The 15,684-nt window shown below is 66.5% G+C and carries 14 protein-coding genes; 9 read left to right on the forward strand and 5 right to left on the reverse strand.

Annotated elements, in window-relative coordinates:
- Positions 1 to 10 precede the first annotated feature (10 nt).
- The 5 genes from ACOGXH_RS03515 (at position 11) to ACOGXH_RS03535 (ending at position 5,840) form a co-directional block, all read left to right on the forward strand.
- Positions 11 to 1,018 carry a branched-chain amino acid ABC transporter permease gene (locus ACOGXH_RS03515; RefSeq protein WP_419927733.1) on the forward strand — a complete coding sequence of 336 codons (1,008 nt, stop codon included), beginning with the start codon at positions 11 to 13 and terminating at the stop codon, positions 1,016 to 1,018.
- Positions 1,008 to 1,880 (forward strand): ABC transporter ATP-binding protein, encoded by an 873-nt coding sequence (locus tag ACOGXH_RS03520; protein WP_419927734.1) that lies wholly within the window; start codon positions 1,008 to 1,010, stop codon positions 1,878 to 1,880. The genes ACOGXH_RS03515 and ACOGXH_RS03520 overlap by 11 nt, the downstream gene beginning before the upstream one ends.
- A 46-nt stretch (positions 1,881 to 1,926) precedes the next feature.
- Positions 1,927 to 2,658 (forward strand): ABC transporter ATP-binding protein, encoded by a 732-nt coding sequence (locus tag ACOGXH_RS03525; protein WP_419927735.1) that lies wholly within the window; start codon positions 1,927 to 1,929, stop codon positions 2,656 to 2,658.
- A 79-nt stretch (positions 2,659 to 2,737) separates the two neighbouring features.
- Positions 2,738 to 5,074, forward strand: coding sequence for a [protein-PII] uridylyltransferase (locus tag ACOGXH_RS03530; RefSeq protein ID WP_419927736.1), 2,337 nt, complete (start codon positions 2,738 to 2,740; stop codon positions 5,072 to 5,074).
- 70 nt (positions 5,075 to 5,144) lie between these two features.
- Complete coding sequence (locus tag ACOGXH_RS03535) at positions 5,145 to 5,840, forward strand: NUDIX hydrolase N-terminal domain-containing protein (protein WP_419927737.1); 696 nt, start codon at positions 5,145 to 5,147, stop codon at positions 5,838 to 5,840.
- Positions 5,841 to 5,875: 35 nt separating this feature from the next.
- Here ACOGXH_RS03535 and ACOGXH_RS03540 read toward each other — a convergent pair whose 3' ends face one another.
- Complete coding sequence (locus tag ACOGXH_RS03540; RefSeq protein WP_419927738.1) at positions 5,876 to 6,766, reverse strand: PAC2 family protein; 891 nt, start codon at positions 6,764 to 6,766, stop codon at positions 5,876 to 5,878.
- A 57-nt stretch (positions 6,767 to 6,823) separates the two neighbouring features.
- On the opposite strand from ACOGXH_RS03540, the gene ACOGXH_RS03545 reads away from it, so the two are divergent.
- Positions 6,824 to 7,255: a GNAT family N-acetyltransferase gene (locus tag ACOGXH_RS03545; RefSeq protein ID WP_419927739.1), complete on the forward strand. Its 432-nt coding sequence runs from the start codon at positions 6,824 to 6,826 to the stop codon at positions 7,253 to 7,255.
- A gap of 15 nt (positions 7,256 to 7,270) precedes the next feature.
- On the opposite strand, the gene ACOGXH_RS03550 is transcribed toward ACOGXH_RS03545, so the two are convergent.
- From ACOGXH_RS03550 to ACOGXH_RS03565, 4 genes are read right to left on the reverse strand one after another with little or no spacing between them, the layout of a single operon-like run.
- On the reverse strand, positions 7,271 to 8,293 hold the full coding sequence (locus ACOGXH_RS03550) for an ABC transporter ATP-binding protein (protein ID WP_419927740.1): 1,023 nt from the start codon (positions 8,291 to 8,293) through the stop codon (positions 7,271 to 7,273).
- A gap of 33 nt (positions 8,294 to 8,326) precedes the next feature.
- A complete protein-coding gene (locus tag ACOGXH_RS03555) occupies positions 8,327 to 9,397 on the reverse strand; it encodes an ABC transporter ATP-binding protein (protein ID WP_419927741.1) in 1,071 nt (356 codons plus the stop codon).
- On the reverse strand, positions 9,387 to 10,250 hold the full coding sequence (locus ACOGXH_RS03560) for an RDD family protein (protein ID WP_419927742.1): 864 nt from the start codon (positions 10,248 to 10,250) through the stop codon (positions 9,387 to 9,389). The genes ACOGXH_RS03555 and ACOGXH_RS03560 overlap by 11 nt, the downstream gene beginning before the upstream one ends.
- Positions 10,251 to 10,293: 43 nt before the next feature.
- Entirely contained in the window at positions 10,294 to 10,530 is a 237-nt protein-coding gene (locus ACOGXH_RS03565) for an arsenate reductase family protein (RefSeq protein WP_419927743.1), read from the reverse strand.
- Positions 10,531 to 10,734: 204 nt separating this feature from the next.
- Here ACOGXH_RS03565 and ACOGXH_RS03570 point away from each other — a divergent pair, with 204 nt between their 5' ends.
- From ACOGXH_RS03570 to ACOGXH_RS03580, 3 genes are read left to right on the forward strand one after another with little or no spacing between them, the layout of a single operon-like run.
- Positions 10,735 to 12,468 (forward strand): N-acyl-D-amino-acid deacylase family protein, encoded by a 1,734-nt coding sequence (locus ACOGXH_RS03570; RefSeq protein ID WP_419927744.1) that lies wholly within the window; start codon positions 10,735 to 10,737, stop codon positions 12,466 to 12,468.
- A 44-nt stretch (positions 12,469 to 12,512) separates the two neighbouring features.
- The gene (locus ACOGXH_RS03575; protein WP_419927745.1) at positions 12,513 to 14,258 is read left to right on the forward strand and encodes an N-acyl-D-amino-acid deacylase family protein; all 1,746 of its coding nucleotides are present in this window, start codon (positions 12,513 to 12,515) and stop codon (positions 14,256 to 14,258) included.
- A gap of 13 nt (positions 14,259 to 14,271) precedes the next feature.
- Positions 14,272 to 15,543: an aromatic ring-hydroxylating oxygenase subunit alpha gene (locus ACOGXH_RS03580; RefSeq protein ID WP_419927746.1), complete on the forward strand. Its 1,272-nt coding sequence runs from the start codon at positions 14,272 to 14,274 to the stop codon at positions 15,541 to 15,543.
- The last annotated feature ends 141 nt before the right edge of the window (positions 15,544 to 15,684 follow it).

A 15,684-nucleotide genomic window follows, 5' to 3' on the forward strand; every position in this document is an offset into this window, starting at 1 on the left:
GGCGCGTTAGATGGACTTCGACATCATCTTTGGCAACGCGGCCCGAGCCGCTTTCGGGCCAGAGGCGGTGATCTTGGCCTTGGCCGCCATCGGCCTCAACGTCCATTTCGGATTCACCGGGCTGTTGAACTTCGGCCAGGTCGGGTTCTTGCTGTTGGGGGCCTATGGCACCAGCGTGTCGGTGGCCACCTTCGGCTGGTCGCTGTGGGTGGGTGTGGTGGTGGGCCTGGTTCTGTCGGTGGCGCTGGCGGTGGCGCTCGGCTTTCCGACCCTGCGCCTGCATGCGGTGATGTTCGCCATCGTCACCATTGCCGCGGCCGAGATCATCCGGATCCTCATCGGCTCCACCGATGCCATCGGACTCACTGGCGGACCGCTCAGCGTGAGCTTTGACGCCGGGGCGTTCTATGACCTGAATCCCTATCCCGACGGTCCCAACGACCGCTATGGAGTCGGCACATTCGAGTTCACCGGCCAGCAGATGTGGGTGATCACCGTGGGTTGGGTGCTGGTGGCACTGGTCAGCCTGGTGGTGTATCTGATCGTGCGCAGTCCATGGGGACGGGTGCTGAAGTCGATCCGAGAAGACCAGGATGCAGCCCGAAGCCTGGGCAAGAACGTGTTCTCCTACAAGATGCAGGCCCTGATCATCGGCGGGGTGATCGGCGGCATGGGCGGAGTGATCGACGCCATCAAGACATCGGGCGCCGACCCCAACGGGTTCCGCCCCCAAGTCACCTTTTTCGCCTACACCGCTCTGCTGCTGGGCGGGGCGGCCACCTACTTGGGGCCGGTGCTCGGCGCCATTCTTTTCTGGTTCTTGCGGGAGTGGATTGAGTCGTTCCTGCGCCAGCTGACCGCCGAGGCGTGGCTGCCCGACGCGGTGGCCGACTTCTTGAGCGGCTCCGAGGGGGTAATCAGTGTGGCCATGGTGGGTTTGACGCTGGTTCTGCTCATGCTGTTCCGCCCCCAGGGGATAACCGGCAATCGCACAGAAATGCAGTTAGATGCCCGATGACGTGATGCCGCGGCCGGATTCGGCGCCCGCCGAGGCCGAGATCGAGCCGATCCTGACCGTGCCCCCGGTGCCCGGTGCCCCCAAACCCAATCCCCTGTTGGTGGTGGACGACCTGAGCCGGAGCTTTGGCGGGCTGCGGGCGGTGGATGTGGACCACCTGGAGGTGGAGCGCGGCGTGGTGACCGCCCTCATCGGACCCAACGGCGCGGGCAAGACCACCCTGTTCAACCTGTTGACCGGTTTCGACCGAGCCGACACCGGGCGCTGGTCGTTCAATGGGGAGGCGGTGATCGCCCCGTCGCCCGACCAACTGGCCCGCAAGGGCATGATCCGCACGTTCCAGCTCACCAAGTCGCTGGCCAAGCTGACCGTGCTCGACAATGTGCTGCTGGGCGCTCCCCGCCAGATTGGCGAGCGATTGTCGGCGGCCCCATTCCGGTCGCGTTGGCAGGACCAGGAGCAGGCCAACACTGCGAAGGCCGAGGAGCTGCTGGAGCGGTTCAATCTGGCCCACATGCGCGACGACTTGGCCGGCACCTTGTCGGGCGGCCAGCGCAAGCTGCTGGAGGTGGCCCGGGCTCTGATGGCCGATCCGGTGCTGATCATGCTGGACGAGCCCATGGCCGGGGTGAACCCCGCCCTGGCCCAGTCGCTGATGGGCCACATCACCCAGCTGGCCTTTGAGGGCCTGACCGTGGTGTTCATCGAGCACGCCATGGAAGTGGTCACCGGCATCAGCGACTGGGTGGTGGTGCTGGCCCAGGGCCAGATAATCGCCGAGGGTCCGCCGTGGAAGGCCATCCACGACGAGGTGGTCATCGACGCCTATCTGGGCCGGCGCCGTGCCGGGGCTGGATCATGAGAGTGCAGGATCATGAGCGGGGCCGGATTGTGAGAAGAGCAGGGTCATGAGCGCGGATAAGGCGCTGGTGCGGGCCGACGACCTGGTGGCCGGGTACCTACCCGAGGTGGACATCTTGAACGGCTGCTCCTTGGAGCTGCACCCCGGTGAAATCGTCGGGATCATCGGCCCCAACGGCGCGGGCAAGTCCACCCTTTTGAAGGCGGTGTTCGGCCTAGTGGACATCCGGTCGGGGAGCATTCATCTGGGCGACGAAGAAATCACGGGTCTGTCGCCCCACCAGTTGGTGGCCCGGGGCATTGGCTTCGTGCCCCAGACCGAGAACGTGTTCCCCCGGCTCACCATTCAGGAAAACCTGGAGATGGGCGCGTTCCAGAAGCCCGGCATATTCGGGGAGCGTTTCGAGGTGGTCGCCGAGCTGTTCCCCCTGCTGGCCGAGCGCCGCAGCCAGCGGGCCGACAGTCTGTCGGGCGGACAGCGCCAGATGGTGGCCATCGGACGGGCGCTCATGATGGATCCCCAGGTGGTGCTGCTCGACGAGCCCTCCGCCGGACTGTCGCCGGCGTATCAAGACGAGGTGTTCGAACAGATCACCCGTATCGCCCAGCACGGGGTGTCGCTGATCTTGGTGGAGCAGAACGCCCGGCGATGCCTCGAGATCTGCGACCGGGGCTACGTGCTGGACCAGGGGGTCAACGCCTACACCGGCACCGGGCGGGAGCTTATGGAGGATCCCAAGGTGATCAGCCTCTACCTGGGCACTTTGATGGGGTCGTAGTTTGGCAAGCGTCCAGCGCCGCTCTAGTCGAGTGATCGACAGCGGTGCCTGCGGCGTCACCCACTAGCCTCAACGAGTAGTGGCGATTGGCGAGGCGAGGTCGAGCGCATTGCGCCGGGATGAGCTGCTGGCCGACCGCGCCATGGTGGGAACGGTGCTGTGCCGAGCGCTGGCCCGGCGGACCGACGAGTGGCTCCACCACATCTTCTCCACCGAGGTGGCCGACTCCGAGGGCATCGCGATGGTGGCAGTGGGAGGGTACGGCCGGGCTGAGCTGTGCCCCTATAGCGACATTGACCTGCTTTTGTTGCACCGCGACCGACCGGACATCGGCGAAATCGCCCCCCGACTGTGGTACCCCATCTGGGACGAGGGGTTGAAGCTCGGCCATTCGGTGCGTACGCCCCGGGAGACCCGGGAATTGGCCAAGACCGACTTGGACACGGCCACATCGCTGCTCGACGCCCGCCACATCGCCGGCGACGCCGAGCTGACCGCCGACTTGACCGCCGACAACGACAACCAGTGGCGTCGCAGCGCCCGGCGGTGGCTTCCCCTGCTGGCCCAGCGGGTGGCCGAGCGCCACCGGCGCAGCGGCGAGGTGGCGTTCAAGCTGGAGCCCGACCTCAAGCAGGGCCGAGGAGGCTTGCGAGACCTCCATGCGCTGCGGTGGGTAGAGGCTGCTGTCTTCGAGATGGACGACGCCGACAGCCGCAGGCTGTGGTCCGACTACGAAGTGATCTTGGCCGCCCGGGCCGAGTTGCACCGCACCGCCGACCGCCCCGGAGACCAGCTACTTCTCCAAGAACAGGACGGCGTGGCTGCCGCTTTGGACTATGGCGACGCCGATGAGTTGATGGGCGCCATCGCCAGCTCGGCTCGGTCCATCGCGTGGCGCAGCGACGAGATCTGGGCTTGGCTGCGGGACTCCGAGATGCCCCCCGAATGGCGCCGCCGACTGCGCCGCCGCCAAAGCCGCAACAACACCGAGCTGGATGCCGGGGTGGTGGTCCAGGAGGGCCGGGCGGTTCTGGCCGACGATGCCGATGCCACCAATCCCTGCACTGCACTGCGGCTGGCCCGGGCCGCCGCCGCCCATGAGCTGCGCATGGACCGCACCAGCCTGGGGCGGCTGAACACGCAGATGGCCCCCATGCCTGACCAGTGGCCCGACGAGGCCCGCAAGCTGTTTGTGGACCTCCTGATGACCGGCACCGAGGCACCGCCGGTGATCGAGGCGCTGGACCAGATGGACCTGTTTGTGCGCATTCTGCCCGAGTGGGCCCCCAATCGCAGCCGCCCCCAGCGCAACGCCTACCATCAGTTCACCGTTGACCGACACCTGTGCGAGGCCGCCGCTTTGGCCGCCGACCTGGTGGACCGGGTGGACCGGCCCGACCTGCTGGTGCTGGGAGCTCTGCTCCACGACATCGGCAAGGGCTATCCCGGCGACCACACCGAGGTGGGCATGGAGTTGGTGGCTGACATCGCCCACCGGATGGGCTATCCGCCTACTGATGTGGACGTGCTGGTGGCGATGGTGGAGCACCACCTGCTGCTGCCCGACGTGGCCACCCGGCGCGACCTGGAAGACCCCGACACCATTGCCGAGGTGTCCCGCAAGGCTCGCACCGTGCAGACCCTGCGCCTGCTGGGAGCGCTGACTGAGGCCGACTCGGTGGCCACCGGCCCCTCGGCGTGGAGCAAGTGGAAGGCCAGCTTGGTGCGCGAGCTGGTGGCCCGCTGCGCCCACGTGATGGAGGGCGGCGACATCGACGAGATCACCTCCCGATTTCCCACCCCTGAGCAGCGGGGGATGATGGAGGCCGGCGAGCGCCTAGTGCTGGGCGAGGGCGACACCCTGGTGGTTATCGCCCCCGATCAGCACGGCATGTTCTCGCGGGTGGCCGGGGCGCTGGCGCTCAGCGGGCTCCGGGTGCGCCTGGCCGCCGCTCACTCCGAGTACGGGATGGCGCTGGAGCGATTCCAGATGGAGAGCAGCTTGGGCCTGGAGATCGACTGGCCCCAGGTCACCGCCTATGTGGAGCAGGCCCTGGCCGGTCGCCTGGCCATCGAGGCCCGCCTGGCCGAGCGAATCAGTACCTATGAGGTGGTCCCCGATCTTGCGCCCAAGCCGGTGATCGCCCCCAAGATCACGGTGGACAATGAGTCCTCGTCTACCGCCACCATCATCGAGTTGGCCGCCCAGGCCCGCATGGGGCTGCTGAGCCGGGTCACCAGCGCCATGTCGCAGCTCGGGCTGGACATCCTCAGCGCCAAGGTGCAGGACCTGGGCGGCGACGTGGTCCATGCCTATTACGTGCGCGATCACGATGGCCAGAAGGTGACCGACGCCCACCACATGCAGGAGATCAACCTGGCCCTCCAACACGCCATCGACTCCTGCAACGCCTGACCATGCCGCCATCCGGATGCGACCTCCAACACCGGACCATGCCGGTCCTCTTTCCTGCCCCGACGCGCCCATGACCTCCGAGGGGCGCCCGGTGGTGGGGGAGGACGACCTGCGGAGGTGGTCGGAAGCGCTGGCCGGGATTGCCCGCACCGGGCTGGCCTTCACCGACAACAAGTACGAGCAGGAGCGGTTTGAGGAAGTGCTGCATGTGGCCGCCGACATGGCCGCCACGTTGAGCTCGGGTTGGACACCGGACAATTTTGTGAACGAGTGGATGAAGTCGGTGGGCGACGGCGTGCCCGGCTACGTCACCCCCAAGGTGGCGGTGGGGGCCGTGGTGGGCAACGAGGATGGCGAGATTCTGCTGGTGCAGCGGGCCGACTCCGGGGTGTGGCTGTATCCCACCGGATGGGCCGACGTGGGCTACTCCCCCTCGGAGGTGGTGGTGAAGGAGGTGTTGGAGGAGACCGGCATCGTGTGCGAGGTGGACCGGCCCATCGCCATCCACGACGGCTTGCGCCGAGGTTTCACCACCGTGCCCATGTACTCGATGGTGTTCCTGTGCCGGGCCGTCGGCGGCCAACTCGATCCCCATCCGCTGGAGTGCAGTGATGTCGGATTCTTCGGCCCCGACAACCTCCCCGACGGCGTCCACGGCAGCGACTGGTGGCTGGCCCACTCCTTCGCCGCCATCCGCGGGGAGCCCATAGAGTTCCTCTTCGACCGCCCCCGCACCCCACCCTGGCGCGGCAACCACCAAGGCTGAGCTCCCAGGCTGCTTTCTAGCGCCAACTGAGGGTGTCAGCTGCGCTGGTCGCGGAGGAACTGCTCGATTTGGTCGACGAAGTCGCCGGGGTCGGCGGAACGCATCTCCTCCATCTCGCCGCTCTCGGCGGCTTCCTGGTCGTAGGCGCTCTCCAGCTCAGATATGTACTCGGAGGTCTCGTCGGCCTGTTCGGCCAGCTCTGATACGTGGCGCTCGTAGCTCTCGGCCATCTCCTCCAGCTCCGACGTGTCGGGGGAGAGGTCCAACAGGGTTCCGAGTCGGCGCACCAGGGCTAGAGACGCTTTGGGAGAGGGGATCTCGGAGGCGTAGCCCGGCACCGCCGCCCACAGCGAGGCGGTTTGCAGACCGGCGCTGGCACAGGCGTTGTGAAGCACCCCCACAATGCCGGTGGGACCTTCGTAGCTGGAGGGGGTGAGGCCCAACTGGGCCGCCATCTCCGGGTCGTCGCTGCTGCCATAGATCGGAGTGGGCCGAGTGTGAGGCACGTCGGCCAGAAGCGCCCCCAGCGTGATCACTAGCGGGCTGTCGAGACGCTTGGCCATATCCACGATCTGCTGGGCGAAGGTGCGCCACTTGAGCTGGGGCTCGGCGCCCACCAGAAGGGCCACTTCGGTGGCCGCGCCGTCGGGTGCGTCGGCGCCGTTGACGGTGGCGGCAATCAGGTCGTTGCTGGGCCATATCAGCGATCGGGAGCCGTCGTCCTCCAAGCGAAGATGGGGACGGGTGTCGGCGAAGTCGTAGAACGGTTCGGGATCGAGGCTGGCTACCTCGGTGGTGTCCCAACGGCTGGCCAGCCAGGCCAGAGCGCCTGAGGCGGCGTCGCCAGCGTCATTCCAACCGGTGAAGGCGGCCACCAGGGCCGGCCGGTCGCGAGGAGATTCATCCACCCAACTGATCAGCGCCACCCGCCCAACCTATCGCCCGCGCGGAAGATCCTCATCTCGCGCCGGTAGTCTCGCATCATGGCGGTTGAAATCACCGAGGCCACCGAGGCCACCGCCGAGTTGGTGGAGGCGTTCGAGCGGCTCACCCCCCAGCTGTCGTCGTCCAACCCGCCGCCGTCGGCCGAGGCCCTCGAGGTCATTGCCGCCTCCGACGCCACCCGCCTGCTGGTGGCCCATGCCGATGGCGACATCGTCGGCAGCCTCACCCTGGTGTTGGTGCGCATCCCCACCGGGCTGCGGGCCATCATCGAGGACGTGGTGGTGGACGAACAGTCCCGAGGCCAGGGCGTGGGCCGGACACTCAACGAAGCTGCGCTGGAGGTGGCCCGCGCCGCCGGGGCAGTGACCGTGGACCTCACCTCCCGACCGTCGAGGGAGGCCGCCAACCGTCTCTATCTGAGCCTCGGCTTCGAGGTGCGCGACACCAACGTGTATCGCTACCGGCTTTGAGGAATTGCCGTCTGGCTAGCTGTCGTCGCCGTTGCCGTTGACGCTGACGGGGACTTCGTTGGGGAAGTGGCAGGCCACGTAGTGGTCTTCGGCGATCTCCCGCAGCACCGGCTCCTCGGTTGAGCACACGTCCTGCACCTTTTCGCACCGAGTTCGGAACCGGCAGCCCGACGGGGGGTTGATGGGCGACGGAAGCTCGCCCTCGATCTGGCGATCGGACACCGGGTGATCGGGGTCGGGCTCCGGAATCGAGGCCAGCAGCACGTCGGTGTAAGGGTGGGCAGGGTGGGCGTAGAGGGCGTCGGGTCCGGCTACCTCGCACACTTTGCCCAGATACATCACCACCACCCGGTCGGAGACGTTCTTGACCACGGCCAGGTCGTGGGCGATGAACACCAGGGTCAGCCCGTAGCGGTCCTTCATCTCCTCCAGGAGGTTCAGGATCTGGGCCTGCACCGATACGTCCAGCGCCGACACCGGCTCGTCGCAGATGATCACCTTGGGGTCGAGCACCAGAGCCCGGGCGATGCAGATGCGCTGGCACTGACCCCCCGAGAACTGATGGGGGCGGCGGTCGGAGACAACCTCGGGGTCGAGCCCTACCGCATCGAGCACCTCGTTCACCTTCTGATTGGCCATATCCCCGGAATCGTTGTGCCAGATAGACAGGCCCTCGGCCACGATGTCCTTGACCTTGCGCCGGGGGTTCAGAGACGAGATCGGATCCTGGAAGATCATCTGCATCCGCGTGCGGGTGCGGCGCAGGTCCTCCTTGGGCAGCTCGGTCATTTCCACACCGTCGAAGCGCACCGACCCCGCGGTGGGCGAGGGAAGCTGCATCATGGCCCGCCCAGTGGTGGACTTGCCGCAGCCTGACTCGCCCACCAAGCCCAGAGTCTCCCCTTCAAGGATGTCGAAGCTGATGCCCGACACGGCGTGCACCACGGCCCGGCGTCCGGCGGGGAACTCCATCACTAGGTCCTCGACAGAAATCAAGGCCTCTTCGCCCCTCATGTGGACTTTGCCTGTTCCAGCCATTCTTGAGTCCTCCTCGGATTTGTGAAAGCCGGACTACGAGACCGCGGCAGCGGTCAGGTCGAGACCGGCGGCGGTGATACCCGTCGCCTGGTTGGCGGCCAGCGCCTCGGCGTTCTCCGTTGATCCCACCGGATAGAAGCAGGCCTGCTTGTGGCCGACCTGGCCGGTGTCGAACAGCTCCGGCTCATCGGTGATGCACTGCTCCTGGGCGTAGCGGCACCGGGGGGCGAACCGGCAACCCACCAGATCCAGCACCATGTCGGGTGGGCGGCCGCTTATGGCGTCCAGCCGGGTGTGGCTCTGGTGCTCCACCCGAGGGATCGACTTGAACAGCGCCTCGGTGTAGGGATGGTTCATGTGGTGGAACAGGGTGGAGGTGTCGGCGGTTTCCACCATCTTGCCGGCGTACATCACTCCGATGCGCCGGGCCCGGCCGGCCACCACACCCAAGTCGTGGGTGATGAGGATCATGGCCATGCCCAGCTCCTCCTGGAGCGAGGCCAACAGATCGAGGATCTGCTTCTGCACGGTCACGTCCAGCGCGGTGGTGGGCTCGTCGGCAATCAGCAGCTTCGGGTTGCAAGCCAAGGCGATGGCGATGGTGACCCGCTGGCGCATTCCGCCCGAGAGCTGGTGGGGGTACTCCTTGAGTCGCTTGCGGGGCTCGGGAATGCCCACCTGGATCATCAGCTCGAGGGCCCGCTCCATGGCCTCCTGTTTGGATGCCCCGAGGTGGTAGCGGATGGACTCGGTGATCTGGATGCCCACCTTCTTGACCGGGTTCAGCGAAGTCATGGGGTCTTGGAAGATCATTGCCATCTGGGTGCCCCAGAAGTGCTTGGCCTCGCTGCGACTCAGCTGGCGGGTGTCCTTGCCGTCGAAGATCACGTTGGAGCCGTCGGGAACAATGGCGTTGCTGGTCAAGATGTTCATGATCGAGCGCACCAGCACCGATTTGCCCGAGCCCGACTCGCCCACGATGCCAATGGTCTCACCCTTGGCCAGCGAGAAGCTCACTCCGTCGACTGCCTTGAGGATCCCGCGCGGCGTGTCGAAGTAAGTTCGGAGGTTTTCCACCTCTAGTAGCGGACGCTCAGATTCCACTGCGTTCCCCCTGCTTTCTGTGGGCTGGCCCAGACGTGGCTGACATGTTAAGCGAATCACGGCCCGACTGGGAATCCCTCGGCGCATCCGGCCTGTTCCGGCGTCGGCCTCCGACCTGTCGGCCTATTCCGGTAAGCCCACCGAAGAGGCCGTACTTGCGCCGAATCTGCTCTCGGACCGTCATCGGCTGGCCAAACTCATCCAGCACTTCCTCGAGTACCCCGTCGGGGTCTTCCTTGTCGCGGTTGTAGGCGATGACGGTGGTTCCGGCCACCCAGTCCGACACCGTGCGGCGGCGGCGGTCGAAGGGGACCGTGAGGTAGGTGGCCGCGTTCACGATGATCCCGCCGAGCACCACGGGGGGCGCAATCCACGACACTCCGCCCACCAGCCATCGGGCACCGCACCGGCCCAAACCGAGGCGGCCGCCGTCTTTGGTGCGCACGGCCCGCAGCTTCATCAGATCCATGGCCGGGGTCTGGCCCTCGTTCCAGCGCAGGAACACCATCGTGTAGACGAAGTGGAAGAAGATGTAGCCCAGGATGGCTGCGGTGGCCCGGCCCCAGGGTTCGGGCTGCCAGCGGCTGGAAACGTCGTCCATGAACCACAGCAGTTGGATCACGGTGAGCATCCACTGGATGAAGAACACGGTGACGGCGTCGATGATTCGGGCCAGCGCCCGCCGCCACACCGCGGCCACCGGATACGGCTTGCCGTCGGGACCATCCACGATGGTCTGGTTCTCAGCATCCTCCTCAGATGAACTCGGTCTCTTGAGGGGTTTGGCACGCCGCAATGATCTGGTCTCAGCCTGGGCTCTTCTCAGATTGCGAATGGCATGGGCTTCTGCCATGTCGCCAACTCTTCCGCCGGATCCCCAACTCACTGCAACACGCTCATAGCAGCTCTTCGACCAGTTCCGAGGGGCGGGCGATCACGGCCCGGTTGCCTCTAACCACCACGGGGCGTTGCATCAGCTTGGGGTGCTCCATCAGCAGATCGACCACGGTGTCGGCGCATTGGTAGTCGCCGATGTCCAACCCGAGCTCCTTGAAGTGGCCGTCTTCCCGCACCAGCTCGGCAGGCTCATTGGGAAGCATCTCCAAGAACCGCTCCAAGTCGTCGCGGCTCAATGGGGTCTTGAGGTATTGGACGACGTCGAACTCGACGCCGCGCGACTCGAGAATGTCGAGCGCGCCCCGGGACTTGCCTCAACCAGGGTTGTGGTACACGACGATCTCAGCCATCCCCCCGACGTTACCCCAGCACGGCAAATTGTTCTTTTCCGAGCGTCTGCGGATCGGCGGTGGGAGTACGCCACCATCTACCATGGCGTTATGCACGATCTGGTGATCAAGGGCGGTTTGATTGTGGACGGCAACGGTGGCGAGCCGTTCACTGGGGATGTAGCCATTGACGGGGGCCGGATTACCGAGGTGTATCCGGGCGGCAATCCCGATCTGGAGGGCGAAGAGGTCTTCGACGCCACTGGACTGCTGGTTACCCCGGGGTTCGTGGACTGCCACACCCACTACGACGGGCAAGTGACCTGGGATCCGATTCTGGAGCCGTCGGCCCACCACGGTGTGACCACGGTGATGATGGGCAATTGCGGGGTGGGTTTCGCTCCGGTGCGTCCCGGCACCGAGGAGTGGCTCATCCAGCTCATGGAGGGGGTGGAGGACATCCCCGGTGCCGCGTTGTCGGAAGGGATCACCTGGGAGTGGGAGACCTTCCCGGAGTACCTCGACGCCCTAGACCGCAAGCCCTTGTCGCTCGACATCGGCTGCCAGGTGCCCCACGGCGCGGTCCGGGCCTACGTGATGGGGGAGCGAGGTGCGAAGAACGAGCCCGCCACCCCCGAAGACATCGCCCAGATGCGCGACATCGTGGCCGAGGCGCTGAGGGCCGGGGCCTTCGGCTTCTCCACATCCCGCACCATCGCCCACATGGCCATCGACGGCGAGCCGGTGCCCGGCACCTACGCCGCGGAGGACGAGCTGTTTGGCATCGGCGAAGCGCTGGTTGATGTGGGCCACGGCTTGTACGAGTTGGCCCCCGCCGGTGTGATTGGCGAGGACTTGGCCGCCCCGCACAAGGAGGTGGACTGGATGCGCCGCCTGTCGGCCGCCACCGGCCGCCCGGTCACATTCGCCCTGGTGCAGGTGGATGCCGCCCCCGAGCTGTGGCGGGAGATCATGGACCTGTCGGCCGACGCAGTGGCCGAGGGAGCCCAGCTCCATCCGCAGGTCGCCCCCCGGTGCAACGGGATACTCATCGGCCTCCAGACCAACCACGCCTTCAGCAGCCGGCCGAGCTTCGCCGAGATCGCCGAGTTGCCCCTGGATGAGCTGGTGGCCGAGCTGCGCCAGCCCGAGCGCAAGGCGGCCATCTTGTCGGAGGAGAGCTCGTTCACCAACCAGTTCGCCGAGTACATGGGCACCCAGCTGCACCGGATCTACGTGCTGGGCGATCCCCCCGACTACGAGCCCGGTCCGGAGCGGTCGGTGGCCGCTATCGCCGAATCTCAAGGCCGAGAGACCCAGGAGCTGCTCTACGACCTGCTGCTGGAGGACGACGGTCGGGCGCTGTTGCTGTTCCCGTTCCTGAACTACAGCCACGGCAACGCCGACGCGGTGCGGGAGATGTTCATGCACCCGTCTGGGGTGTCGGGGCTGTCCGACGGCGGGGCCCACTGCGGGGCCATCTGCGACGCTTCCATGCCCACCTGGCTGCTCACCTTCTGGGCCCGCGACCGCAAGCGGGGTGACAAGCTCCCCTTGGAGTTCGTGGTGCAAAAGCAGTCGCGCGACACCGCCCGGCTGTTCGGCCTTACCGACCGGGGCACGCTGGAGCCGGGCATGAAGGCGGACATCAACATCATCGACCACGAGGGGCTTACGCTGCACCCGCCGAAGCTGGTCGCCGACCTGCCGGCCGGGGGCCGCCGCTTCGACCAGCGGGCCACCGGCTATGTGGCCACGCTGGTCAGTGGAGTTGTGACCCGCCGCGACGGCGAGGACACCGGGGCCCGCCCCGGCAAGCTGCTCCGAGCCGGATCGGCAAGCTAGGCAAACAAAGCTGAGTAACAAGAAAGAGACGGGGAGGACGAGCAGTGCTTGATCTGGTGATCGCCAACGGCACCGTGGTGGACGGGACCGGCGCCGACCGGTTTGTGGGCCACATCGGGGTCAAAGACGGCAAGGTGACGGTGGTGGACCGCAGCGGCGGGCCCGCGCCCGAGGCGGCCGAGACCATTGACGCCACTGGGCTCCTGGTGACCCCGGGCTTCGTGGACTGCCACACCCACTACGACGGCCAGGTCACTTGGGACGAGAAGCTCCAGCCGTCGTCCAACCACGGGGTGACCACCGTGGTGATGGGCAACTGCGGCGTCGGCTTCGCCCCCGTGCAGCCCGGCAAAGAGGACTGGCTCATTCAGCTCATGGAGGGGGTGGAGGACATCCCCGGCGCCGCCCTGGCCGAGGGCATCACCTGGGGGTGGGAGAGCTTCCCCGAGTACCTCGACGTTCTGGACGAGCGCCGCCTGTCCATCGATGTGGCCACCCAGGTGGCCCACGGCGCGGTGCGGGGCTACGTGATGGGGGAGCGGGGGGCCAAGAACGAGCCCGCCAACCCCGACGACATCAAGGCCATGTACGCCATCGTGCGCGAGGCCATCGAGGCCGGTGCACTGGGCGTGTCCACCTCCCGCACGCTGGGCCACAAGGCCATCGACGGCGAGCCGGTGCCGGGCACATTCGCCGCTGAGGACGAGCTGTTCGGATTGGGCCAAGCGCTGGCCGATGCCGGATCAGGGGTGTTCGAGCTGGCCCCCGCCGGGGCCGCGGGCCTTGACTTGGTGGCCCCACCCAAGGAGATGGACTGGATGCGGCGCCTGTCGGCCCGCTTCGACGTGCCGGTGTCGTTTGCCCTGTTGCAACTGGAGGCCGCCCCCGATTTGTGGCGGGAGATGATGGATGAGTCGCTGCGGGCCACCGACGAGGGGGCCCGGGTGTATCCCCAGATTGCGGGCCGGCCGTTCGGAATGCTCATCGGCCTCCAGACGAATCATGCCTTCGCTAAGCGGCCCACCTTCGCATCGCTGGCCCACCTGCCCTTCGACGAGCTGGTGGCCGAACTGCGCAAGCCGACGGTTCGGGCGGCGATCCTGGGGGAGGACGATATGCCCCCCGACCCAACCGTGCTGTTCGACCAGATGCCCAGCATGGTGGCGTCGATGATCCACAAGCTGTACGTGATAGGCGATCCGCCCGACTACGAGCCCACCAACGACAGGACCGTGACGGCCATGGCCGAGGCCCGGGGGGTGGACCCGCTGGAGATGATGTACGACCTGTGCCTCGAAGACGACGGGCACGCGCTGATGATGCTTCCCATGTTCAACTACGTGGAGGAGAACCATGACGTGATCCGCGAGCAGCTGCTGCATCCCGCTGGCGTGTCGGGCCTGTCCGACGGCGGGGCCCACTGCGGGATGATCTGCGACGCCTCCATTCCCACCTTTATGGTTACCCACTGGACCAGGGATCGCACCCGGGGCGAGCAGCTTCCCTTGGAGTGGGTGGTGAAGAAGCAGACCAACGACACCGCCGCTCTCTACGGGCTGGGCGACCGGGGAACCCTTGAGGTGGGCAAGCGAGCCGACGCCAATGTGATCGACCATCAGGCGCTCACCCTGCGCTCGCCGCGGGTGGTCCACGACCTGCCTGCCGGGGGCCGTCGTCTCGACCAGCAGGCTGACGGCTATGTGGCCACGGTGGTAGCCGGCGAGGTGACCCGGAGCAATGGCGCCGATACCGGGGCCCGGCCCGGCCGGCTGGTGCGCGGCACCCGGTAGCCGTCGTTCCGATATGGGCATCGACCTGGACCGCTACCAGATTCGCCGAGGCAATGGCGACGGCGTACCGGCCCGGTTGCCCAAAGGCCGCTACCTGGAGGAGGAGTACGCCGAGCTGGAGCGCCAACGGCTGTGGCCGTCAACCTGGCAGTTGGCTTGTTTGACCAGCGATGTGGCCGAACCTGGTGACTGGTTCGAGTACCGCATGGGCGACCAGAGCTATCTGGTGGTGCGGGGCCACGACGGGGAGCTGCGGGCATTCCACAACGCCTGTCTTCACCGGGGATTTCAGCTGTGCCAGGGCAAAGGCAACGCCGACGAATTGCGCTGCGGATTCCACGACTGGTGCTACGGCCTGGACGGCTCGCTGAAGGAGATCGTGTATCGCAAGCACTTCGGCGTGGTGGCCAACGAGAACATGTCGCTGGCGCCGGCGAGGCTGGGCACCTGGCATCAGATGGTGTTCATCAACCCATCGCCCGACGGCCCCGAACTCGATGAGTTCCTCCACCCGATGCCGGCCACGCTGGCCCCTTTCGACCTGGGGGAGCGGAGGTTGACGGCCTGCTGGACCATTCCGCTGGCCGGCAACTGGAAGACCACGGTGGACGCCTTCAACGAGGCCTACCACCTGGAGGGATTGCATCCCGGCCTGCGGGGGTTCATGGATGCGCTCAACACCACCTATGAGCTGTGGGACCGGGGTCACTCCATGATGAAGATCCCTCTGGGGATCGGCTCGCCTCGGTTCCCGGATGCCGACCAGAGCGAGGTGGCCCAAGCCTTTGTGGACAACTACAGCTCCATGCTGGGACTCCAGCCCGGGGCCGTGGCCGACTTGGACGGGCAGACCGCCCGGGATTGGGCGGTGGGCCTGGTGCGGGACCGGGCCGCCGCGGAGGACGTGGACTTCAGCCACTACACCGACGAGCAGATCCTCGACGACTATCACTATCTGGTGTTCCCCAACGTGGTGCTGAACGTTCACAGCGACTTGTTCACTATCTTCCGAGCCCGCCCCGGCGACCACGCCGGGCACTCGCACTTCGACTTCTGGCTATTCCACCGTCTGGGTGACCGAGCAGGCTCAGGCCCGCCTCCTGAGATGATCCACTTCCCCGAGGGAACGGTCATCGCCGAGGTGGTCAACCAAGACCTCGACGGCATCGGCCGAGTGCAGGCCGGGATGGCGTCCAACGGCATCCAAGAGCTGCTGCTGGGCGACTTCGACCGCCGTCTCGTCAATATGCACACTGAGCTCGATCGGGTTCTGGCCCTGGACTAAACGGGCTTCCCCGGCGAGAGCCCCAGCTAAGTGGTCCGTCTGTGAATTGGCTGGAGCGGATTGCGACGGCAGCGGCGTTCCTCGCAAGGCGCACCGACGCAGCCATACCCGGAGCGTACGGCAAGGAGGAGCAACGCCGCG

The sequence above is a fragment of the Candidatus Poriferisocius sp. genome (genome assembly GCF_965208355.1).
Taxonomy (GTDB): Bacteria; Actinomycetota; Acidimicrobiia; order Acidimicrobiales; family Bin134; genus Poriferisocius.

What these genes read in the sequence shown, in the direction of transcription:
- ACOGXH_RS03515 (WP_419927733.1), top strand. Translation starts at nt 11, where the DNA reads ATGGACTTCGACATCATCTTTGGCAACGCGGCCCGAGCCGCTTTCGGG.
- ACOGXH_RS03520 (WP_419927734.1), top strand. Translation starts at nt 1,008, where the DNA reads ATGCCCGATGACGTGATGCCGCGGCCGGATTCGGCGCCCGCCGAGGCC.
- ACOGXH_RS03525 (WP_419927735.1), top strand. Translation starts at nt 1,927, where the DNA reads ATGAGCGCGGATAAGGCGCTGGTGCGGGCCGACGACCTGGTGGCCGGG.
- ACOGXH_RS03535 (WP_419927737.1), top strand. Translation starts at nt 5,145, where the DNA reads ATGACCTCCGAGGGGCGCCCGGTGGTGGGGGAGGACGACCTGCGGAGG.
- ACOGXH_RS03545 (WP_419927739.1), top strand. Translation starts at nt 6,824, where the DNA reads ATGGCGGTTGAAATCACCGAGGCCACCGAGGCCACCGCCGAGTTGGTG.
- ACOGXH_RS03550 (WP_419927740.1), bottom strand. Translation starts at nt 8,293, where the DNA reads ATGGCTGGAACAGGCAAAGTCCACATGAGGGGCGAAGAGGCCTTGATT.
- ACOGXH_RS03560 (WP_419927742.1), bottom strand. Translation starts at nt 10,250, where the DNA reads ATGGCAGAAGCCCATGCCATTCGCAATCTGAGAAGAGCCCAGGCTGAG.
- ACOGXH_RS03570 (WP_419927744.1), top strand. Translation starts at nt 10,735, where the DNA reads ATGCACGATCTGGTGATCAAGGGCGGTTTGATTGTGGACGGCAACGGT.
- ACOGXH_RS03580 (WP_419927746.1), top strand. Translation starts at nt 14,272, where the DNA reads ATGGGCATCGACCTGGACCGCTACCAGATTCGCCGAGGCAATGGCGAC.